Origin of the sequence: Stenotrophomonas maltophilia, from assembly GCF_047782825.1 — a bacterium.
GTDB lineage: Bacteria > Pseudomonadota > Gammaproteobacteria > Xanthomonadales > Xanthomonadaceae > Stenotrophomonas.
In genome coordinates, this window is sequence record NZ_CP180589.1 from 4399485 (window position 1) to 4421840 (window position 22356).

General features: G+C 68.5%; 14 protein-coding genes. 11 read left to right on the forward strand and 3 right to left on the reverse strand.

The annotated features are described in order from the left end of the window. Nucleotides 1-39 precede the first annotated feature (39 nt). From mrcB to tsaB, 4 genes are all read left to right on the forward strand, one after another. Nucleotides 40-2481, forward strand: coding sequence for a penicillin-binding protein 1B (mrcB, locus tag ACM2ZB_RS20225; RefSeq protein ID WP_416056751.1), 2442 nt, complete (start codon nucleotides 40-42; stop codon nucleotides 2479-2481). Then, nucleotides 2481-3014, forward strand: a complete 534-nt coding sequence (locus tag ACM2ZB_RS20230; protein ID WP_313442090.1) for a hypothetical protein — start codon at nucleotides 2481-2483, stop codon at nucleotides 3012-3014. The genes mrcB and ACM2ZB_RS20230 overlap by 1 nt, the downstream gene beginning before the upstream one ends. Nucleotides 3015-3605: 591 nt before the next feature. Continuing rightward, nucleotides 3606-5657 (forward strand): ATP-dependent DNA helicase, encoded by a 2052-nt coding sequence (locus ACM2ZB_RS20235; protein ID WP_416056752.1) that lies wholly within the window; start codon nucleotides 3606-3608, stop codon nucleotides 5655-5657. 24 nt (nucleotides 5658-5681) lie between these two features. Then, nucleotides 5682-6395: a tRNA (adenosine(37)-N6)-threonylcarbamoyltransferase complex dimerization subunit type 1 TsaB gene (gene tsaB / locus ACM2ZB_RS20240; RefSeq protein ID WP_416056753.1), complete on the forward strand. Its 714-nt coding sequence runs from the start codon at nucleotides 5682-5684 to the stop codon at nucleotides 6393-6395. Between the two features lie 193 nt (nucleotides 6396-6588). Here tsaB and ACM2ZB_RS20245 read toward each other — a convergent pair whose 3' ends face one another. The 3 genes from ACM2ZB_RS20245 to gshB form a co-directional block, all read right to left on the reverse strand. Continuing rightward, nucleotides 6589-7503, reverse strand: a complete 915-nt coding sequence (locus tag ACM2ZB_RS20245) for an IS110 family transposase (protein WP_416058592.1) — start codon at nucleotides 7501-7503, stop codon at nucleotides 6589-6591. Nucleotides 7504-8097: 594 nt separating this feature from the next. Further along, a complete protein-coding gene (locus ACM2ZB_RS20250; RefSeq protein WP_416056754.1) occupies nucleotides 8098-8982 on the reverse strand; it encodes a TonB family protein in 885 nt (294 codons plus the stop codon). Next, the gene (gene gshB / locus ACM2ZB_RS20255) at nucleotides 8982-9929 is read right to left on the reverse strand and encodes a glutathione synthase (protein ID WP_313442082.1); all 948 of its coding nucleotides are present in this window, start codon (nucleotides 9927-9929) and stop codon (nucleotides 8982-8984) included. Before gshB ends, ACM2ZB_RS20250 begins: the two co-directional genes overlap by 1 nt. Before the next feature lie 239 nt (nucleotides 9930-10168). On the opposite strand from gshB, the gene pilG reads away from it, so the two are divergent. From pilG to ACM2ZB_RS20290, 7 genes are all read left to right on the forward strand, one after another. Then, entirely contained in the window at nucleotides 10169-10570 is a 402-nt protein-coding gene (pilG, locus tag ACM2ZB_RS20260) for a twitching motility response regulator PilG (RefSeq protein ID WP_005418455.1), read from the forward strand. An 18-nt stretch (nucleotides 10571-10588) separates the two neighbouring features. Further along, on the forward strand, nucleotides 10589-10951 hold the full coding sequence (locus ACM2ZB_RS20265; protein WP_416056755.1) for a response regulator: 363 nt from the start codon (nucleotides 10589-10591) through the stop codon (nucleotides 10949-10951). Further along, nucleotides 10951-11481 (forward strand): chemotaxis protein CheW, encoded by a 531-nt coding sequence (locus tag ACM2ZB_RS20270; protein ID WP_313442080.1) that lies wholly within the window; start codon nucleotides 10951-10953, stop codon nucleotides 11479-11481. The genes ACM2ZB_RS20265 and ACM2ZB_RS20270 overlap by 1 nt, the downstream gene beginning before the upstream one ends. A gap of 41 nt (nucleotides 11482-11522) precedes the next feature. Further along, the gene (locus ACM2ZB_RS20275) at nucleotides 11523-13559 is read left to right on the forward strand and encodes a methyl-accepting chemotaxis protein (protein WP_313442078.1); all 2037 of its coding nucleotides are present in this window, start codon (nucleotides 11523-11525) and stop codon (nucleotides 13557-13559) included. 100 nt (nucleotides 13560-13659) lie between these two features. Beyond that, on the forward strand, nucleotides 13660-20496 hold the full coding sequence (locus ACM2ZB_RS20280) for an Hpt domain-containing protein (RefSeq protein ID WP_416056756.1): 6837 nt from the start codon (nucleotides 13660-13662) through the stop codon (nucleotides 20494-20496). Then, nucleotides 20483-21847 (forward strand): chemotaxis protein CheB, encoded by a 1365-nt coding sequence (locus tag ACM2ZB_RS20285; RefSeq protein WP_416056757.1) that lies wholly within the window; start codon nucleotides 20483-20485, stop codon nucleotides 21845-21847. Before ACM2ZB_RS20280 ends, ACM2ZB_RS20285 begins: the two co-directional genes overlap by 14 nt. Further along, nucleotides 21844-22308, forward strand: a complete 465-nt coding sequence (locus ACM2ZB_RS20290; protein WP_313442072.1) for a chemotaxis protein CheW — start codon at nucleotides 21844-21846, stop codon at nucleotides 22306-22308. Before ACM2ZB_RS20285 ends, ACM2ZB_RS20290 begins: the two co-directional genes overlap by 4 nt. Nucleotides 22309-22356 lie beyond the last annotated feature (48 nt).

Genomic DNA, 22356 nt, shown 5'->3' on the forward strand with positions numbered 1-22356 from the left:
CTGGGGTAGACTCGCCAGACCCTACATACCTGCATTCCCGTGCCCCGACGCTACGATTCCGACGACATCGACGATTCCGACGACGACGACCAGCAGGACTCCGGACCGCTGTGGCGGCGCCGGCTGATCACCTGGAGCATGGCGGCGGTCGCGCTGGGATTGGGCTTCCTGATCCCCTATACGCTGTACCTGAACCAACAGGTGACCCAGCGTTTCGGCGAACTGCGCTGGCAGATTCCGACCCGTGTCTACGCGCGCCCGCTGGTGCTGGCGCCGGGCAAGGCCATGGACGCGGCCACGCTGAAGACCGAACTGGCGGCCTCGGCCTACCGCGATGATGGCCAGGGCAAGGAACCGGCGACCTACGCGGTGCAGGGTGGGCGCTTCACCATTGCCAGCCGTGGCTATAACGATGTCGACGGACACGTCGCGGCCAAGCGCGTGGAACTGTCGCTGTCCGACGGCAGCATCGCCTCGCTGCGCGATGCCGACAGCCGCAAGGCACTGAAGGCCGCGCGGCTGGATCCGGCACGCATCGCTACCCTTTACGGGCAGAAGCAGGAAGAGCGGCGCCTGATTCGCATGAACGAGGCGCCGGACCTGCTGGTGACCGGCCTGCAGGCGGTGGAGGACAAGGACTTCAACCGCCACCACGGCATCGATCTGTCCGGCATCGCGCGTGCGGTGTGGGTGACCATCCGTTCCGGTGGCCAGAGCCGCCAGGGCGCCTCCACGCTGACCCAGCAGCTGGCCCGCAGTGGCCTGCTGGGCATCGGCAAGGAACAGACGATCACCCGCAAGTTCAACGAAGTGCTGTACGCGCTGATCATGGAAGCGCGCTACGACAAGCGCACCATCTTCGAGGCCTATCTGAACCAGGTGTACCTGGGCCAGCGCGGCAGCCAGGCGATCCACGGCATGTCCTCCGGCGCCGAGTTCTGGTTCGGCCGCGACCTGTCCTCGCTGGATACCGAGCACATCGCGCTGCTGATCGGCCTGGTCAAGGGCCCGTCCTACTACGATCCGCGGCGCAACCCGGAACGCGCGCTGGACCGCCGCAACTTCGTGCTGGGCAAGCTGCACGAATCGGCGCTGATCGACGACGCCGAGTACCAGCGTGCGCTGAAGGCGCCGCTGGGGGTGCCGAAGAGCCCGGGCCTGGTGGCGGCCAACCGCTTCCCGGCCTACGTGGATCTGGTGCGCCGCCAGTTGGGCCATGACTATCCCGAATCGGCCCTGCAGGGCGCCGGCCTGAGCGTGATGAGTGGTATGTCGCCGTCGGCCCAGGCGTATGCGGAAGGCGCGGTGACCCGCACCATCAAGTCGCTGGAAAGCAAGCGACGCCCCGAGCTGCAGGCCGGCATGGTGATGACCGACGTGCACAACGGCGACGTGATCGCGGTGATCGGCAGCCGTGAAGTGTCCGAGGTCGGCTTCAACCGCGCCATCGAGGCACAGCGCCCGGTCGGCTCGCTGCTCAAGCCCTTCGTGTATCTGCTGGCACTGGCCCAGCCCAACAGCTACTCGCTGGCCAGCTGGGTGGACGATTCCCCGGTCACCGTGCAGCTTGGCCGCGGCCGCAACTGGAGCCCGGGCAACGCGGACAACCGCAGCCACGGCACCGTGCGCCTGATCGACGCGCTGGCCCATTCCTACAACCAGGCCACCGTGCGCGTGGGCATGCAGGTCGGCCCGGAGCGGGTCACCCACCTGATCCACGTGCTGGCCGGTATCAAGGCCGAGGCGAACCCGGCGGTGATCCTCGGCTCGACCGACCAGAGCCCGTACGCGATGGCGCAGCTGTACCAGTTTCTGGCGTCCGGCGGCGAGATCCAGCCGCTGCACGCCGTGCGCGGCGTGCTCGACCCGCAGGGCAAGCTGCTCAAGCGCTATGACAAGAGCCCGGCACCGGCGCAGGAAGGCGACTCGATCGCCGCCAACCTGATCAGCATCGGCCTGCAGCAGGTAGTCGCCAGCGGCACCGCGCAGCGCCTGAATGCCGATGGCCTGGGCCGCCTGCAGCCGGCGGGCAAGACCGGTACCACCAACGATGGCCGCGACAGCTGGTACGCCGGCTACACCGGCGACCATCTGGCGGTGATCTGGATGGGCAACGACCAGAACGAGCAGGCTGGCCTGTACGGCGCCACCGGCGCCATGCGCGTCTGGTCGGGCATCTTCCAGCGCCTGCCCAGTGCGCCGCTGAAGGTCAGCAACAAGGGCCTGGACTGGCAACCGGTGGCCGCCACCGGCACCAACAGCACCGATGAAGGTTGCCCCGGCGCGCGTCGCTTCCCGTTCGTGGTTGGCTATGCGCCGGCCTACGCGCCGTGTGCACCGGCGCCGCTGCCGGAAGAGCAGGGCGGCGGTGAGAGCGAAGGCGGTGGCTGGCGCAGCTGGTTCGGCCTGGACCGCAAGCCGGAGCCGCCGGCCGAACCTGCAGCCGCACCGGCTGCAGCCACTCCTCCCCCGAGCCGGTGATGCCGATGACGATTCGATTCCTGTACCAACCCCTGGCCGTTGCCGGCCTCAGCCTGGCCCTGGCGGCCTGCATGAGCAGCGCGCCGCAGGTGGTCAAGCCGGTCGACACCACCACGCCGGCGCAGCGCCTGGCGGCCGTGGAAGCCGCCGCCGGTCCGGACGACAAGGAACTGTCGGTGCAGCCGCTGCGTGATTCGCAGGTGGAAGACCTGCGGCAGACCGCGCAGTCGCAGCGCCAGGCCAACGACCTGGCGGCGGCGGCTGGCAGCCTGGACCAGGCGTTGCAGATCGTGGCCGGTGACCCGTCGGTGCTGCAGGAACGTGCCGAGCTGGCACTGCTGCAGGGCCAGTGGGCCGAGGCGGAGACGTTCGCGCGCAAGGCGGTGGACCTGGGGTCGAAGACCGGGCCGCTGTGCCGCCGGCACTGGGCGACCATCGAGCAGGCGCGGTTGGCGCGGGGCGAGAAGGAGAATGCCGTGTCGGCGCATGCGCAGATTGAAGGGTGCACGGTGCCGGGGATCAAGCGGTACTGAGTTTCCAGCCAACGGCGCAGCCCCTCGTGGCTGGGTCGGCTGCGGGTATGCGAGTTGGGCCGGGCGGGTTGGGTTCGCGGGACACGCCGTAAACCCATCCTTGGGGGCTCGTAGGCGCCATCCATGGCGCCTGCGGTCCCGCGAACCCAACCCGCCCGGCCTCTGACAGTTTCTGTGTGCGTCCAGCCACGGAAAAGAAAAACTCGAATCAAAAGCGGGTCGCGCGCTGCGCGCACTCGCCGTGGGGTCGGAGCCGTTTTCCGCAGGAAAACGGCTCCGACCCCTTCTTGTTTCCGTTCGACCCACCGCTTCTGAATCCAGTCGAGCAAGCTCGACGCTACGCAGCATGTCCATCCGCCACCGGGAAACTGTCGAAGGCGAGGCGGGAGGGGCCGGCAGGACCGCTGGCGCCATGGATGGCGCCAACGAGCCCCCCAGGAATGGGTTTACGGCGTGTCCTGCCTGCCCCTCCCGCCCCGCCAAGCACGCAGCAACCCAGAGCCATGAACCACGCTGTTGCTGTTGCTCCAGCCCTGGCCCTGGCTTGAAACGGGTGCCGGGCAGCGCCCGGCCGGGTATCCTTCCCGTCTGATGTCCGACCTCGTTCATGCCAGCCGCGAAGCCCTCAGCGAAGGCGGCGCGCTCGCCTCCCACCTGGATGCCTTCAACCCGCGTCCCGCGCAGCTGCGCCTGACCGAGGCCATCGCCGATGCGCTGCAGCAGCGCGATCTGCTGTTGGCGGAGGCCGGTACCGGTACCGGCAAGACCTTCGCCTACCTGGTGCCGGTGCTGCTGTCCGGCCTGCGGACCATCATTTCCACCGGCACCCGCGCACTGCAGGACCAGCTCTACCACCGTGACCTGCCGCGGGTGCGGCAGGCACTGGGGGTGGGCATGCGCAGCGCCTTGCTGAAGGGGCGCGCGAACTACCTGTGCCGTTACCGCCTGCAGCAGGCCCGCGGCGAGCCGCGCTTTTCCAGCCCCGAACAGGCCGCGCAGTTCCAGCGCATCCTGGCCTGGTCGGGCCGTTCCGATGCCGGTGACATCGCCGAACTGGAAGGCCTGGCCGACGACTCGCCGCTGCTGCCGATGGTTACCTCCACCGTCGACAACTGCCTGGGCACCGATTGCCCGTTCTGGGATGACTGCTTCGTCGTACGCGCGCGGCAACGTGCGCAGGCGGCCGATGTGGTGGTGGTCAACCACCACCTGCTGCTGGCCGATCTGGCGCTGAAACAGGAAGGCTTCGGCGAACTGCTGCCTGGCGCGCAGGCCTTCGTCATCGACGAAGCGCACCAGCTGCCTGAACTGGCCGCGCAGTTCTTCGGCGAGGGCTTCGGCATGCGCCCGTGGCAGGAACTGGGTCGCGACTGCCTGGCCGAAGCGCGCGGCGTCGGCGGTGCGCAGTCTGCGCTGCAGGAACCGGTCGACCAGCTGCAGCAGGCGCTGCTGGGGCTGCGCGCGGCGATGGAAGGACTGCCGTCACGCGGCACGCAGTGGCGCGCGCTGGCGATGCCGCAGGTGCGCGAGGGGTTCGATACGGTGATGGCGCATCTGGTTGCGCTGGAACAGGCGCTGCAGCCGCTGCGCGAAGCTGCGGCCGGGCTGGATGCCTGCCATGCACGCGCCCGCGAAGCGGTGTCGCGGCTGGGGCGTTGGCTGGGCGACGACGAGCCTACGCTGGATTTCGATACCGATCCGGCCGAAACGGCCAGCGCCGCCGACGTGCTCTGGTACGAACTCACCCCGCGTGGCTTCCGCTGCCAGCGCACGCCGATGGATGTATCCGGGCCCTTGCGCGAACACCGCGAGCGCAGCCGGGCGGCATGGATCTTCACCTCGGCCACGCTGACCGTGGGCGGTGGCTTCGACCACATCGCCACCCGCCTGGGCCTGGAGGATCCGCACACGCTGGTCCAGCCGAGTCCGTTCAACTGGCCCGAGCAGGCGCTGTGCTACCTGCCTGAAAACCTGCCCGATCCGGCTGCGCGCGGCTTCGGTACGGCCCTGATCCAGGCGCTGCGGCCGGTGCTGCAGGCCTCGCAGGGCAGAGCGTTCCTGCTGTTCGCCTCGCACCGCGCGCTGCGCGAGGCCGCCGAGGCGCTGCGTGACGGGCCGTGGCCGCTGTTCGTGCAGGGCGAGGCGCCGCGCGCGACCCTGCTGCAGCGCTTCCGCGATTCCGGAAATGGCGTGCTGCTCGGCTCGGCCAGCTTCCGCGAGGGCGTGGATGTGGTGGGCGAGGCGTTGAGCGTGGTGGTCATCGACAAGCTGCCGTTCGCCGCGCCGGATGACCCGGTGTACGAGGCACGGCTGGAGGCGATCCGTGGCCAGGGGGGCAATCCGTTCCGCGACGAGCAGCTGCCGCAGGCAGTGATCGCGCTGAAGCAGGGCGTTGGCCGGCTGATCCGCAGCGAGACCGACCGTGGGGTGCTGGTGCTGTGCGACCCGCGCCTGCTCAACCGTGGCTACGGCCGGGTGTTCCTGGATTCGCTGCCGCCGTTCCGTCGTACCCGCAGCCTGACCGATGTCCAGGCCTTCTTTGCGCCACAATGGACCCCCGCGGGCGCCCCTGCGGCCACCACCGTCCCGGCCCCCGCGCCGGGCCCGGAACCGGCCCCCGGCGCCACGTTCCCCCTGTTCTGACCCGATCCGTGCTGACCCGATCCGATGAAACTGCTCGCCTTTGAAACCGCCACCGAAGCCTGTTCCGTTGCCCTGCATGTGGACGGGCAGGTGCTGGAACGCTTCGAGATCGCCCCGCGCCGGCATGCCGAACTGAGCCTGCCCTGGGCCGAAGCGCTGTTGGCCGAGGCCGGAATCAGCCGCAGCCAGCTGGACGGCATCGCGCTCAGCCGCGGCCCGGGCGCCTTCACTGGTGTGCGCCTGGCGATCGCGATCGCACAGGGCATCGCCCTGGCGCTGGACCGCCCGCTGCTGCCTGTATCGACCCTGCAGGTGCTGGCGCTGCGCGCGCCGGCCGGGGAAGAGCAGATCCTGTCGGCGATCGACGCGCGCATGGGCGAACTGTACGTGGCGCGTTTCGAGCGCGTGGACGGCCTGCCGGTGGCCCGCGACGCCGAGCGCGTGTGTGCGCCGGAAGCAGTGGCGTTGCCGGAAGGGCTGCAGGCTTACGGTATCGGCACTGGTTTCGGTGCCGCCGACGGCGCGCTGGTGGCGCAGCTGGGCGCAGGGTTGCGTGGTTTCGATGCCACCGCACTGCCGCGCGCATCGGATGTACTGGCGCTGGCGGTACCGGCGTTCGCCCGCGGCGAAGGCATGGCGCCGGAGAAGGTGGAGCCGGCGTACCTGCGCGACAACGTCGCACTGACCCTGGTCGAGCAGCAGGCCGCCCGCGAGGCGAAGGCGAAAGCCAACGGCTGAGCCCCTCGTGGCGGGGGATAGGTAGAGTCGACTGCAACAGCCGCGCGTGGCCGGGCGGGTGGGTTGCGCAGGGGACGCCGTGAATCCGTCCATGGAGCAACTGTGTTGTTGGAGGGGCTCAGGCCCCTCCGGCAGACGGGCACGGTAGTGCCGGCCGCTGGCCGCAGCCTGTAAACGTACGCGCAAGCTGGCTTCAGGCGGGGATCGGTCCGCTTTCAGCGTCTCGCACGCGGGCGTTGAGGATCACCAGCATCTTCCGCATCACCGCCACGATGGCCACTTTGCCTTCCTTGCCGCGGGCCCGTAGTGACTGATAGAAATCCCTCAATCGAGGCTCATGGCGCATGGCCGACATCGCCGCCATGTAGAGCACCTGGCGGATTTCTGCTCTACCGCCCTTGATACTTCGTTTTCCTCGCATCGTGCCGCTGTCGTGGGACATCGGGGCCACCCCGACCAGGCTGGCGATGCGCTTGCCACTGATCCTGCCCAGTTCGGGCAGATAGCTGGCCAGTACGGCCTGCAGGGCCGGCCCTACGCCCTTCATCGACTTCAGTATCTTCAGTTGCGGCTGCTGACCAACCTGCTCGGCAATCTGCTTGCCCAGACGTTCCACCAGCGTCTGCTGCCGGATGATGTTGGCCTGCAGCAGGCGACGAAGCTCACGATCACTCACCATTTCCTGCTGCTGGCGGGCGATGGTCAATGCCTCCATCGCCTGCCGACGTGCCCGCACGAACTCCCGCATTCTCTGTTGCCAAGGCTCCAACGGCTGATAGGAGTGCAGCTTCACCAGGGCTGCCATCTGTGCCAACGCGTAGGCATCCAGCCGATCAGTCTTGGCCGTCTGGCCCATCCCCTGAGCGAACTTCCGGGCCCGAAACGCGTTGGCGCGGACCACCGGATGACCGGCCTTGTGCAGGAAATCCAGCACCGGCTGCTCATAGCCACCGGTGGCTTCCAGCACGATCTGGCTGGCCGCGTGTCTCTTCAACCATGTATCCAATTCAGAAAAGCCGGAGCGGCTGTTGCTGACCTGCAGGGTCTCTCCGTCGGTCGTGCCGACATCCAGCTGGCGCTTGCTGACATCAATCCCGATCCCGTTCATCACCGGACTCCGTATAGTCTGGAAGGGTCGAGAGCTCCCCCGCTTGCCCAGTCTTATCACTGCGAGTGTCAGCTCCAGCAACTGTTCGGGCGGATCAAGGGAGATTCCGGCGTGGGCGCCAAGCTCCATGGCGATCGTCGAGATCCAGGCTTGCACGGCGGCCCACGCCGGCTCTCGACACCTAAGCTGCCAGATCTCCATCAGATAAGGCTCGTAGGCGCCATCCATGGCGCCTGCGCCCCCGCGAACCCACCCCGCCCGACCTCTGACAGTTTCCGTGCGCGTCCGCCACGGAAAATCAAAAAAGAAAAATCAAAGTCAAAATCAAAAGCATCCACGCGCTGCGTGGATGTGTGTCGAGCAAGCTCGACACCTACCGGCGAAGAAGCGCCGTGATCTGTCAGAGGTGGGGCGGTGTGGGCTTGCAGGACCGCAGGCGCCATGGATGGCGCCTACGAGCCCCCATGGACGGGTTTACGGCGTGTCCTGCAAGCCCACACCGCCCCGCCAGACCAACAGTCCAACCGCCGTTCTTGACGTTGATGTTGATGTTGACGTCCAGCGGGTCCCGGGCCGCAGGCCCGGGCAACAAACCTACCGGTCGTCGCGCAGTTCGCCACCCGGCAGAAACACCCACGTGCGGGTAACCTGCAGAATATCCACCCCATCATCCGTCTTCGGCAACGCCGGGAACGGCTGCGCCAGCTGGATCACCCGCAGCGCCGCCTCATCCAGCAACGGTGTGTCGCTGGATTTCAGGATCCGGCTGCTTTCCACGCTGCCATCGCGGCGAACGCCCACGCTGATCACCACCTGGCCGCCCAGCCGGCGCTGCCGCGCCTCATCGGGGTAGTTCAGGTTGCCCACCTGCTCGGCGCGGTCCACCCACGCGCGCAGGTAATTGGCATAGGCATATTCGCGCGTGCTGGCCGAAACGAACTTGCGGTTCGGGCGCTTGGCGTACTGCGCCGAACGCAGATGCACTTCGGCCGCCAGCCTGGCCATTTCCGCATCGCGCTGCTCGCGCGCGGTCATCGGCGCGTCAGGTGCCGGCTCCAGCGGAGTGGGGCGGGTCTGCGCCTGCTCCACCGTGTCCTGGCCGTTGCGGCTGCTGACCACCCGGGCCTGCGGCGGCGGGACCGGCGCGGCCGACTGCTGTTGCTGCGGCACCGGGCTCAGCCCGGTCTGCGCCTGCGGCACGATGCCGGTCTGGTTGTCACGCGGGCGCTGTGCGCGGTCATGCTCGCCGCCGCCCTCCTGGCTGGCGGCGGCCAGGAAGTCGGCCTGCTTCGGCGTCAGCGCCGTGCGGGTCTGGCTGAAAATCACTTCCAGCGTGGGCACCAGCGGGGCCTCGCCCTTCACGGCAAAGCCCACGCCCAGGATCAACAGGGCGTGGACCAGTACCGACAGGGCAATGGTCGCTCCCAGCCGCTGCGTTTCGCGCGGCGGCGGGGGCAGCACGGCGGGTGCGGCTTCCATCAGCGCAGACCGGCCTCGATCGCATCGAACAGGGTGCCGGCGATGTTCAGGCCGTACTGTGCGTCCAGTTCGCGCACGCAGGTCGGGCTGGTCACGTTCACCTCGGTCAGGTAATCGCCGATCACATCCAGGCCGACGAAGCGCATGCCGCGGCGCTTCATTTCCGGGCCCACCTGGGCGGCAATCCAGCGGTCACGCTCGCTCAGCGGGCGGCCTTCGCCGCGGCCACCGGCGGCCAGGTTGCCGCGGAACTCGTCGCCCTGCGGAATGCGGGCCAGGCAGTAGTCCACCGGTTCGCCGTCCACCAACAGGATGCGCTTGTCGCCAGCAGTGATGTCGGGAATGAACTTCTGGGCCAGCGCCAGCTTGCGGCCGCCGTCGGTCAGGGTCTCCAGGATCACGTTCAGGTTCGGATCGCCCTGGCCGCTGCGGAAGATCGAGCGCCCGCCCATGCCGTCCAGCGGCTTCAGCACGGCCTGGCCGTGTTCCAGGGCGAAGGCCTTCAGGGCCTTGGCATCGCGGCTGACCAGGGTCGGCGGGCAGCACTGCGGGAACAGCAGGGCCGCCAGCTTCTCGTTGTAGTCGCGCAGGCCCTGCGGGTTGTTCACCACGCAGGCACCGGCGGCGGCGGCCACGTCCAGCACCTGGGTGTCATAGACGTATTCGGCATCGACCGGCGGGTCCTTGCGCATCAGCACGATCTGGCCGGGGCCGAACTCGGTGCGGCTGAATGCGCCCAGTTCATACCAGCCGGACGGGTCGTCGCGGACCTGCAGCGGGGCGGTCTGGGCCACGGCCACCCCGCCTTCCAGGGCCAGTCCGCCCGGCCGCACGTAGTGCAGGGCATGGCCGCGGCGCTGGGCTTCCAGCAGCATGGCGAAGGTGGTGTCCTTGGCGATCTTGATGTGGGCGATGGGGTCCATCACCACGATGACGTTCAACGGCATGGGTGCACCTGTCAGGCAAGGCGTTGATGGTAGCGGCAACGCCCGCCGTCCGCCTCCCCGCGGCGCTGCAACGCTGCGTCCGTCCCCCGGTTGCGCAGTCATTGCCAAACTGGTCACGTTCAGCCAGCCGCCACCCCAAGCCCCGTGGGCGTCCCTTGAAGCGGGCGCGGAAAGTGCGATATAGATACGCCTTCGTAGCGGCCCCCAGTACAGAAGGGTCGCGCGCTTGGGGAAAGGCAATGACTGAAAACACGACTGCGGGCGGGGAGCTCGCAGGACTCCGGGTGATGGTCATCGATGACTCGAAGACCATCCGCAGGACTGCGGAAACACTGCTCAAGCGCGAAGGCTGCGAGGTGGTGACCGCGACCGATGGCTTCGAGGCCCTGGCCAAGATCGCCGACCAGCAGCCACAGATCATCTTCGTGGACATCATGATGCCCCGTCTGGACGGGTATCAGACCTGCGCGCTGATCAAGGGCAACCAGCTGTTCAAGGCGACCCCGGTCATCATGCTGTCCTCCAAGGACGGCCTGTTCGACAAGGCCCGCGGGCGCATCGTCGGCTCGGAACAGTACCTGACCAAGCCTTTCACGCGTGAAGAACTGCTGGGTGCCATCCGCACATACGTCAACGCCTGACCAGGGGGGAAAGGCACAATGGCTCGTATCGTCCTGATCGAGGATTCACCGACCGACCGCGCGGTGTTCACCCAGTGGCTGCGCCGTGCCGGCCACGAGGTGCTGGAAGCGGGCAACGCCGAAGATGGCCTGCAGCTGGTGCGTGACCAGGTTCCGCAGCTGGTGCTGATGGACGTGGTCCTGCCCGGCATGAGCGGTTTCCAGGCCACCCGTGCGATGGCCCGCGACGCGGCCATCAAGCACATCCCGGTCATCATCGTCAGCACCAAGGCGATGGAAACCGACAAGGCCTGGGGCCTGCGCCAGGGCGCAGCCGATTACATCGTCAAGCCGCCGCGCGAGGAAGACCTGATCGCGCGGATCAACGAACTGGTGGCCTGATGCGTTCGCCCTTCGACATTCTTGAAGCCTATGAACGGCGCAGCCTGTCCCACGCGGTGCAGCTGCCCGAACGGCAGTTCGCCCAGGACCTGTGGCGTGGCGTCGGCTTCCGCGTCGGCCAGCGCCGGCTGGTGTCCGATTTCCGCGAAGTGGTGGAAATCGTGCCGATGCCGCCGGTGACCCCGGTGCCCTGCGCACAGCCCTGGCTGCTGGGCGTGGGCAACCTGCGCGGCAACCTGTTCCCGGTGGTCGACCTGAAGTACTTCCTGGAAGGCGCGCGTACCGTGCAGCAGGAAGGCCAGCGCGTGCTGATCATGCGCCAGGCCGGCGGCGACGTCGCCCTGACCATCGATGAACTGTTCGGCCAGCGCAGCTTCGAACTGGGCCAGCAGGTCCAGGCCGGCACCTTGGCCGAGGGCCGCTACGGCCATTTCGTCGATCACGCCTTCCATGCCGATGGCCACGACTGGGGCGTGTTCTCGCTCTCGTTGCTGTCGCGCACCCCTGAATTCCGGCAAGCCGCGGCCTGAGGCCGGGCAACGCCCCCTGCATTGAAGATCGAGGTTGAACGATGAGTACTGCTTCGGACGCCCCCAAGACCGGCAAGCTGCGGCTGGGCGGCAGCAACCTCTGGCTGGCCCTGCTCGCCCTGTCGATGATCGTGTTCGGCCTGAACACCGGCGTGTCCACCTGGCAGGGCAGCCGCCTGGCCGACGCCGGTTCCAAGGCCGCCGACCTGCAGGTGCTGTCGCAGCAGCTGGCCAACCAGGGCCGTGACGCGGTGGGCGGCAACGCGCAGGCGTTCACCGCCTTCAAGGCCACCCGCAACGCCATCGAACAGAACGTGTCCACGCTGCAGGGCCGCTACGGCAACGAGCCGGGCGTGTCCAAGGCCATCTCCACGCTGGCCGATACCTGGACGCCGCTGGGCAAGCAGGCTGGGCAGCTGGTGGCCAGCGAACCGGCGGTGCTGGCCCTGGCCGGCAATGCCAACAACTTCACCGGCGCGGTGCCGGGCCTGCAGGCCCAGCTGAACGAGCTGGTCCGCGCGATGTCCGCATCTGGTGCTCCGGCGTCGCAGGTGTACAGCGCCCTGCAGCAGGTGGTGGTGGCCGGTTCGATGGCACGCCGGGTGACTGAAATGCGCGCCGGTGGCACCGGCGCGGCGACGTCCGGCGATGCACTGGCGCGCGACATCACCGTGTTCTCGCAGGTGCTCGATGGCCTGCGCAACGGCAACGAGGAACTGGGCATCACCGCCGTGCGTGGCGCTGCCGCCGTGGCCGCGCTGGAACAGTCGCAGCAGAAGTGGCAGGCGATGAAGCAGGACGCCGACGCCATCCTGGCCAGCTCGCGCCAGCTGTTTGCCGCGCAGTCCGCCGCCAACGCGCTGGGCCAGGGCTCGGCACACATGCTGGACGACAGCCGCAAGCTGTTCGAGGCGTTCTCCTCGTTCGGTTCGGTGTCCGATACCCGCCTGTTCCCCAACTTCTGGATCGGCGTGGTGTCCGGTGCGCTGTCGCTGATCGCGATCATCGGCTTCGTGTCCACCAGCGTGCGCAGCCGTTCGCGCGAACAGGAACTGCGCTACCAGACGCAGGTGGAATTCAACAGCCGCAACCAGCAGGCGATCATGCGGCTGCTGGACGAAATCTCCTCGCTGGGTGAAGGCGATCTGACGGTGAAGGCCTCGGTGACCGAGGACATGACCGGCGCCATCGCAGACGCCATCAACTACGCCGTTGACGAGCTGCGCCACCTGGTGACGACCATCAACGACACCTCGGCCAAGGTTGCCCTGTCCACCCAGGAAACCCAGGCTACGGCCATGCAGCTGGCAGAGGCGGCAGGCCACCAGGCCAACCAGATCACCTCGGCCTCGGATCGCATCGGCGAAATCGCGGCGAGCATCGAACAGGTGTCGCGCAACTCGGCCGAGTCGGCCGACGTGGCACAGCGCTCGGTGGTCATCGCCGCCGAAGGTGCCGGCGTGGTGCGCGAGACCATCCAGGGCATGGACCAGATCCGCGACCAGATCCAGGAAACCTCCAAGCGCATCAAGCGCCTGGGCGAGTCGTCGCAGGAAATCGGCTCGATCGTGGAACTGATCAACGACATTTCCGAGCAGACCAACATCCTGGCGTTGAACGCGGCCGTGCAGGCAGCGTCGGCCGGTGAAGCGGGCCGCGGTTTCGCGGTCGTGGCCGACGAAGTGCAGCGCCTGGCAGAACGTACCTCGGGTGCGACCCGACGCATCGAGAACCTGGTGCAGGCCATTCAGGCCGATACCAACGAAGCGGTCACCTCGATGGAGCAGACCACCGCTGAAGTGGTGTCCGGTGCACGCCTGGCCGAGGACGCGGGTACCGCGCTGACCGAGATCGAGCGCGTGTCCAACGCCCTCAACACCCTCATCAAGAACATCTCCATCGCCGCCCAGCAGCAGTCCGCTGCGGCATCGGACATCACCCGCACGATGGGCGTGATCCGCCAGATCACCGGCCAGACCTCGCAGGGTGCCGGTCAGACCGCCGAATCGATCGGCCACCTGGCGCAGTTGGCGGCCGACCTGCGTCGTTCGGTCGCCGACTTCAAGCTGCCGGCGTGACACGGGCAGGGCGGCGAGCAAGGAACCATTCGATGAAGCATTTCCATTCCCCACGCCAGAATGCGCGCGGCCCCCGCGCGGCGGCGACCGGAGCGCGTCCATGAGCAGCCTGCGCGATGCGATGAGCCATGCGGCGCTGGGCTGGGTCAAGCCCGAGCTGGACGAGACCCTGCGCCAGGTGCGCAACGAGGTCGAGTACTTCGCCGAGGACCCGGCCGACGCCAGCCGCATGCGCATCTGCGCCGGCTACCTGCACCAGGTGCAGGGCACCCTGCGCATGGTCGAGCTGTATGCACCGGCGATGGTGGCCGAAGAACTGGAACAGCTGGCGGTAGCCGTCGGCGAAGGCCGGGTGGTCGACCGCGATGAAGCCTGCGCGACCCTGATGCGTGGCAGCGTGCTGCTGCCCGATTACCTGGAGCGCCTGCAGAACGGCCATCGCGATATTCCCATCGTGCTGATGCCGCTGCTCAATGAGATCCGTGCCGCGCGCGGCGAGGAAGGCGTCAATGACAGCGTGCTGTTCGCCTTTGCGCCGGACAGCGTCAGCGCCACCGAAGCCGAGCTGGACCACGCCCGTGGCAGCCTGAGCGGGCGCAACCGCGAACTGCTCGACACCGTCGGCAACGCGGTGAAGGAAGAACTGCTGCAGGTCAAGGACGCCCTGGACCTGCACCTGCGCACCGGCGGTGCGCCGCAGCAGCTGCAGGAGCAGGTGACCAAGCTGGGCGCCGTGGGCGACACGCTGGGCATGATGGGCCTGGGCGCCGCCCGCAGCGTGGTCGCGCAGCAGCGCGATGCGCTGCTGGGCGTGGTCGAAGGCCGCCAGCAGATCGATGAGGACCTGCTGCTGGATATCGCCGGCGCACTGCTCTATGTCGATGCCTCGCTGGATGACCAGGTCGCCCACCTGGGCGCCGGTGGCAGTGGCGAAGACGATCCGAGCGCGGTGGAGAACCGGCGCACGGTGGAAGTGCTGGCGCATGAGGCCATCGCCAATTTCGCCGCCGCCCGCGAACACTTCGTCGCCTTCATCGAAACCAGCTGGAACCATGCCGAACTGCAGGACGTACCGCGCCTTCTGGGCGACGTGTCCGGTGCGTTGCGCATGCTCGACCTGGGCACCGCCGCCGACTACCTGCGTGGCGTACAGCAGTACATCGAAGCCGAACTGATCGGCCGCCAGCGCGTGCCCAGTGGCCGCCAGCTGGACACGCTGGCCGATGCCATGGCCAGCCTGGAGTACTACCTGGAAGCCCTGCGCGACCGCCGCCCGGGGCGCGAGGACATCCTGGACATTACCCGCAGCAGCCTGGAAGCCCTGCGCTACTGGCCGCTGCCGGAACGTGGCAGCGCCGAGGCCGCGCCGGAACCGGTGCAGCCGGTGGCCCGCGAAGCCGTGGCCCTGGCCGCCGCGCCGCTGCAGCTGGATCCGCTGGAGATGGCCGTGCAGGCCGCTGCGCCGGCCCCGGGCGATGCGCCCGTGCCGCTGCCGGACTTCACCTTCGATCCGCCGCCGGCCGCACCGGTGGAGGACAACCGCCTGCTGTTCGGTGGTCTGAGCGAGCCGCAGGCCGCCATTGAGGCGCCCGCCGAGCCGGCGCCGCTGCTGTTTGCCGCATCCACCGCGCCGGCGCCCAGCGTGCCGCAGTGGGAGATCGGCGGTTACGAAGCGGCCGCGACTGCTGAAGAGCGTGCACCGGCCTTCGACAGCTTCGATCCGGTCAGCTTCGATCCGGTCGGTGCCGAACACGGGCAAGCCACCTCGCAGTGGACCCTGTCCGACGTCGTTGCCGTGCAGGCCGATGACAACGACACCCTGGTGCTGGAAGAGGCGGGCGAGCACTTCGGCTTTGCCGCGACGGACGACACGGTCGCTGTCGATACGCTGGATGTGGTCGCCGCACCGGCGTTCGATCCGGTGGCCGCCGAGCATGAAGGCCAGGCCGCGCCGGCCGACGAAGTGGTGTTCCACTTCGACAGCAGCGCCCTGGACAATGCCGACGACGTGCTGTCGCTCGATGCGATGGAAACGCTGACCCTGGACGAAGCGCAGGATCAGCTGCCGCCGGTGCTGGAGATCGTGGATGCGGTGCCGACCGACGAGGCCACCGGCCGGGTCGTGGGCGCAGACGCGGACGTTGTTGGGTTCGCCGATGGCATCGAGGTGATCGAGGCCGTCGATGTGGTCGTGCCGGCCGATGCCGTGCAGACCGTCGAGACGCTGGAGGTGGCCGAGGCTGCTGCCGCTGACGATGTCGCCGTGGCCGATGAGCCGGTGGCCGCGCCGACCGTGGCGCTGGTCGATGTCGATACCATCGCCCCGATCGATTTCAGCGACGCCGATGCGCAGTTCTTCGCCGAACTCAGTGCCGCCGCTGCCGACTTCAATCCGCAGGCAACGCCGGTTCCGGCCGTGCCGGCGGAGACGGCTGCCGCCGTGGCCGTGGAGGACGCCGGTTTCGAGGGCGGCTTCGACGACGACGCCGAGAACATCGACCAGGACATCCGCGAGGTGTTCCTGGAAGAGTTCGACGACGAAATGGGCAATCTGGGCACGCTGCTGCCGGCCTGGCGCATGCAGCCGGACAACATGGACCGCCTGCGCCCGATCCGCCGCATCTTCCACACCCTGAAGGGCAGTGGCCGCCTGGTGGGTGCGCGCACCCTGGGCGAGTTCGCCTGGAAGATCGAAGGCATGCTCAACCGCGTGCTGGACGGCAGCCGTCCGGCCACGCCGGCCGTGCTGGCCATGGTCGACCACGCCCACGCCGCGCTGCCGCAGTTGAACGCCGCACTGCGCCACGGCCAGCGCATCACCGTGGACCTGCAGGCGATGCAGGCCATCGCTGATCGCGTTGCTGCTGGCGAGGAAACCTTCTACGTGCCGCTGCCGGGTGCAGCGGCGCCCGCGCTGGTACCGGCCGAGCTGGCTGCCGAGGCGCCGGCCGAGGCGCCGGCCGAGGTGGCGGATGTTGCCACCGAGTCGATCGTTGTGGCCGAGCCGGAGCCGATCGGCACCCCGGCCAACATCGACAGCGTGCTGCGCGAGATCCTGGAGGCCGAGGTGGAAGTCCATCAGGCCACCCTGCAGGCCTGGGTGCGTTCGGCACAGCAGGCTCCGCAGCCGGTCGACGACGCGCTGCTGCGCGCAGTGCACACCATGAATGGCGCCTTCGCGATGACCGAAGTGCCGGAGATCACCGCAGTTACCGGTGGTGCGGAGTCGTACATCAAGCGCGCACTGGCCGCCGAGGCGGTGCCGGGCGATGACGCCGTGGCCGCTTTGGACGCCACCGCACAGGCCATCAACACGACGATGGACGCGCTGCAGGCCGAACAGCCACGCATCGCCCCGCATGCCGAACTTGCGCAGCGCCTGCAGGCGCTGGCGGGAGAGCTGCCCGAAGCGCGTTGGCCGATCGTCGGTCTGGAAATGGACGACGAGGACGAGGACGAGGACGAGGACGAATTCGAAGCGGAAGCTGAAGCTGGAGTCGTGGCCGATGCCGCAGTCGAAGCCGAACCCGAAGCCGAAGCACCGGCAGAACCGGAACCGGTGGTCGACACCGCTGCCGAAGAACCGGCCGCGATTGAGCGTGAGGCCACCGCCGAAACCGATTTCGACGCACACGATGCCATGGTCGCGCAGGCCGCGGCTGACACGCTGCAGGCGCCGACCGAGGCCAGCGAAGCGGTGCTGGACAGCGGCCTGGAAACGGCTGAACTGACCGGCGGTGAAGATCTGTCGCGCTACTTCGACGCCGGATGGCCGTCGATGCCCGAGGCTGCGGCAACGCTGCCGGCGGCGCACGACGCCGTGGCCACCGAAGTGGCAGCGTCGGACGCCGACGGCGCATCCCTGCCGGAAGACCAGGCCGTCGCCACGCAGGGCGAAGATGAGGATGTCGCGCCGCTGGAGCCGGTGGCAGGGGACATCGCTGACCTGACCGGCGCTGACGATCTGTCGCCCTACCTGGACGCCAGTGCGCTGCCGGTCGACGACCGTGACCCCGAAGAGCGCCGCCTGGACGCTATCGTTGCGGCTGATGACGCAATTGACCTGAATACGCAGGCGCAGGCCCCGTACGAGACCACGATCGACGAGGACGTCGCGCTGTTGGCGCTCGACAGCGACGCTTCCAGCGTTCAGGATGAAATGGCTGTGCCGGGCTTCGCAGAACCGGTCACGCTGGAAGCCGCGCTCGAGGCCGGCCTGCACGTGATCGATGAAGAACAGGCGCAGGACGACGACGGCCAGTGGCCGGTACTCGGCCTGCAGGCCAGCGAACTCGCGCCGGGCGAGGCGGAAGCCTTTGCCGAGGATGCGGACGTCGGCGGGGAGGCAGCGGTCGGTGAAGGAGAGAGCGCCGACCTGCCGTCCCCGGCGACGGTGGAGGTTGTCGAGCCGGTGCGCTTCTTCGAAATGGAAGATGCCCCGGGTCAGCATCTGGATGCAGACGCAACCGTGGTTGCGCCTGTTGCCCCGGTCGTAGACGAACCGGCTGCCGCCGAAGCCGCGCCGGCCGAAGCTGAAGCAGAGGCCGAAGCCGAAGCCGAAGCAGAGGCCGAAGCCGAACAGCTGGATTTCAGCATCTACGACCGCGAGCTGGTGGACATCTTCGTCGAGGAAGGCAAGGACCTGCTCGACCATTGCGATGGCCTCATCAGCGAACTGCGCGATGCACCGCAGGACCGCGAAGTCGTGGCCGGGCTCCAGCGCGATCTGCACACGCTCAAGGGCGGTGCGCGCATGGCCGGCATCAATGCCATCGGCGATCTGGGCCACAGCATTGAATCGCTGCTGGAAGCCGTGGCGGCGGGCCGCACCGAAATCGAACGTCGTGATGTGCAGTTGCTGGAGCGCGGTTTCGACCGCCTGCACCAGCTGCTGACCCGCACTGGCGACCATCGCGTGGTCGAGCCGGCGCAGGATCTGGTGGACGCCTTTGAAGCGCGCACCCGCCACGACGCTGCGGCTGCGGCCGCAGCCGCGGCTGCCGCCAGCGCGGCCGTCGCCGACGAGGCACCAGCAGCCGCATCGCCGCTGGCCGTGGTCGACGCGCCGCTGTCGGCACCGCTGCCGGTGGAAGGCACGCCGGATGAAGACCCGCTGGCACGTCCGCAGCAGGAACAGGTGCGTGTGCGCGCTGACCTGCTCGATCGCCTGGTCAACCATGCCGGTGAAGTGGCGATCTACCGTTCGCGCCTGGAACAGCAGCTCGGCGCCTTCCGTGGCGCCATGGGCGAACTGGAGCGCACCAATGCGCGACTGCGCGACCAGCTGCGCCGACTCGATCTGGAAACCGAGGCGCAGATCGTCGCCCGTTACCAGCGCGAGCAGGACCAGGCCGACCAGAAGTTCGATCCGCTGGAACTGGACCGCTTCTCCACCCTGCAGCAGCTCAGTCGTGCGCTGAACGAATCGGCAGCCGACCTTGGCGGCCTGCAGGGCGTGCTGGACGATCTGTCGCGCCAGTACGATTCGCTGCTGCAGCAGCAGTCGCGCGTCAGCTCGGAACTGCAGGATGGCCTGATGCGTGCGCGCATGGTGCCGTTCGACGGCCTGGTGCCGCGCCTGCGCCGTGTGGTCCGCCAGGCCGGCATGGACACCAGCAAGCAGGTCCACCTGACCCTGGAAGGTACCCATGGCGAACTGGACCGCAACGTCCTGGATCGCATGGTCGCGCCGCTGGAACACATGCTGCGCAACTCCGTGGCCCACGGCCTGGAAGCACCGGAACAGCGTCGCGCCGCCGGCAAGCCGGAGGAGGGCGAGATCGCCATCCGCCTGCACCGCGAAGGTTCGGAAATCGTGCTGGAAGTGGCCGATGACGGCGCCGGCCTGGACCGTGAGGCGATCCGTCGCCGCGCCATCGACCGTGGCCTGCTGGCCACCGATGCGGCGCCGTCGGAACAGGAACTGGACAACCTGATCTTTGCATCGGGCTTCTCCACCGCCGACCAGGTCAGCCAGCTGGCTGGCCGTGGCGTGGGCATGGACGTGGTGCGCAATGAAGTGCGCCAGCTCGGTGGCTCGGTCGACATCCAGTCGGTGCGTGGCCAGGGCGTGCGCTTCACCCTGCGCCTGCCGCAGACCCTGGCGGTGACCCAGGCGGTATTCGTGCAGATCGGCGAAACCACCTTCGCCGTGCCGGTTGCTTCGGTCAGTGGTATCGGCCGCCTGTCGCGCGAACGTTTCGAAGCGGCCGACAGCAGCTACCGTTACGGTGGCGAAGAGTACCCGCTGTACGACCTTGGCAGTCTTGTCGGCCAGGCCCCGGCACGCGCCGATGGCCAGGACCAGGTGCCGCTGCTGCTGGTCCGCGCCGGCGACCTGCGCGCCGCCGTGGCGATCGACCAGGTGCTGGGCAACCGCGAAATCGTGGTGAAGCCGGTGGGCCTGCAGATTGCATCGGTGCCGGGCATCTACGGCGCCACCATCACCGGCGATGGCCGCGTGGTGGTGATCCTGGACGTGGCCCCGCTGGTGCGCCGTTACCTGGCCAACCCGACCGTGCCTGTGCAGGACAACGCACCGCGCCAGGACCGCCAGGTGCCGCTGGTGATGGTGGTCGACGATTCGCTGACCATGCGCAAGGTCACCGGCCGCATCCTGGAACGCCACAACTTCGAGGTCAGCGTCGCCCGCGACGGCGTCGAAGCCCTGGAGCAGCTGGAAGAGCGCGTGCCCGACCTGATGCTGCTGGACATCGAAATGCCGCGCATGGATGGCTACGAGCTGGCCACCGCCATGCGTGCCGACCCGCGCTACAAGGATGTGCCGATCGTGATGATCACCTCGCGCAGCGGTGACAAGCACCGCCAGCGCGCCTTCGAGATCGGCGTGCAGCGCTACCTGGGCAAGCCTTACCAGGAGCTGGACCTGATGCGTAACGTGTACGACCTGCTGGGGATCGCCCGTGTCCGTGAGTGATGCCAATCCGGTTCCGGCCGTTGCCCTGCTGGCCCGCCCTGGCGCAGCGCGTGAGCGCCTGCGCGAGGCGCTGGCCCATGCCGACGTGCTGATCGTGCTGGAAGACGACCCGACCACGCTGGAGCCGCAGGCGCTGGGCGATGCCCATCCGCAGTTCGTGGTGATCGCCCTGGAGGCGGCCATCGAGGAAGCGCTGGAGCGCCTGGAGCCGGCGTTGTCGGCCCCGGGCCTGACCCTGGTGTTCGACGAGGCCGACCTGGCCGCACGCCGCGACGGTTGGGAAGCGCAGCGCTGGGGACGCCACCTGGCGGCCAAGCTGCACGGCCACCAGCAGGTGCTGCCGCCCGGTGCCGAAGACGAACCCAGCCTGCAGCTGGAGCCGGGGCGGCCGTCGCCGCCGCCGGTGCCGCCGAAGGATGAGGTGCTGCACGCCCATATGGAACAGGCGCAGGACTGGGCGGGCGACGTGCCGGCCGACGGCCTGTACGCGCCGCCTGCACCGTCCCCGACGTTCGCCGAGCCGGTGTCGCTGGAGCAGCACCTGGCCGCCCTGCAGGCGCTGACCGCGGAGCGGACCCACGACGAACCACCGGCAGCGCCCGCGCCGCCTGCCGATGTGCCTGCGCCGCAGCCGCCGGTGTCCTTCGATCACACCGCCTGGTCGCTGGTGGACGAGGCCGCCGATACGCCGGCTGCCGCCGCACCCATCCGTAACGAGGGGATAGCCGCGCCGTCCTTCGATACCGGCCACCTGAGCCTGGTCGATCTGGATGCGAACCTGCCTGCCGGTGCACGCGCTGGTGCAGGTGCCGGTGCGCTGCTGGTGCTGGCCGGCATCGGTGGCCCCGATGCGCTGCGCCGCCTGCTGGGAGCGCTGCCGACCGGGCTTGATGTGCCGGTGCTGGTGCACATGCGCCTGGATGGCGGCCGTTACGGCAACCTGGTCAAGCAGATGGCCCGGGTATCGCCGTTGCCGGTGCAGCTGGCCGAGACCGGCCAGCGTGCCGTGCCGGGCGAAGTCCATGTGCTGGCCGATGACATCGGCGTGAGCGCCGCTGCCGATGGCCTGTATTTCCAGAGCGAGCCGCAGGGCATCTCGATTGCCGCGCTGCCGCCCGAAAACAGCGCCCTGGTGCTGCTCAGTGGTGCCGATCTGGCCCATGTCGGCCCGGCCCTGGACCTGGCCGCCGCCGGTGCCTGGGTGGCCGGCCAGGTGGGCGAAGGCTGCTATGACCCGGCCGCGGCGACGGCCGTGGTCGCCGCCGGCATGGTGGCCGGTGAACCGCAGGAACTGGCGCAGGCGATTGCCGCGCGCTGGTCGGTGGACGAGGACAACGGAGAGACGCCATGAGCTATGCCAGCAACGATGAAATCCGTGGCGTCCTGATCCAGGCCGGTGGCGAGCGCGTACTGCTGCCCAACGCAACGGTGGCCGAAATGATGTCGCGCGTGCCGGTGGAGCCGGTGGCCGATGCGCCGCGCTGGCTGGTCGGGCAGATCGCCTGGCACGGCTGGCAGGTGCCGCTGCTGTCCTTCGCCCGCCTGTCCGGGCTGGGCGATGAGGTGGTGGGCGGGCATAACAAGGTGGTGGTGCTCAAGGCGCTCAGCGGCAACGCACAGCGCCCGTACTACGCGCTGCTGACGCAGAACTTCCCGCAGCTGATTGCCGTGCCGCGTGACGGCCTGCTGGCCGACGCATCGGAAGAAACGCTGCCGGACATCGTGCACATGCGCGTGCTGCTGGGCGAGCAGAGCGCCCTGCTGCCGAACCTGGACGCACTGGAAGCCGCGCTGGATTCGCTGGCGGCCTGAAAATCCGCCGGGCCACGCCCGGCGAGCGCAGCGGTCACGGTCGTCCGT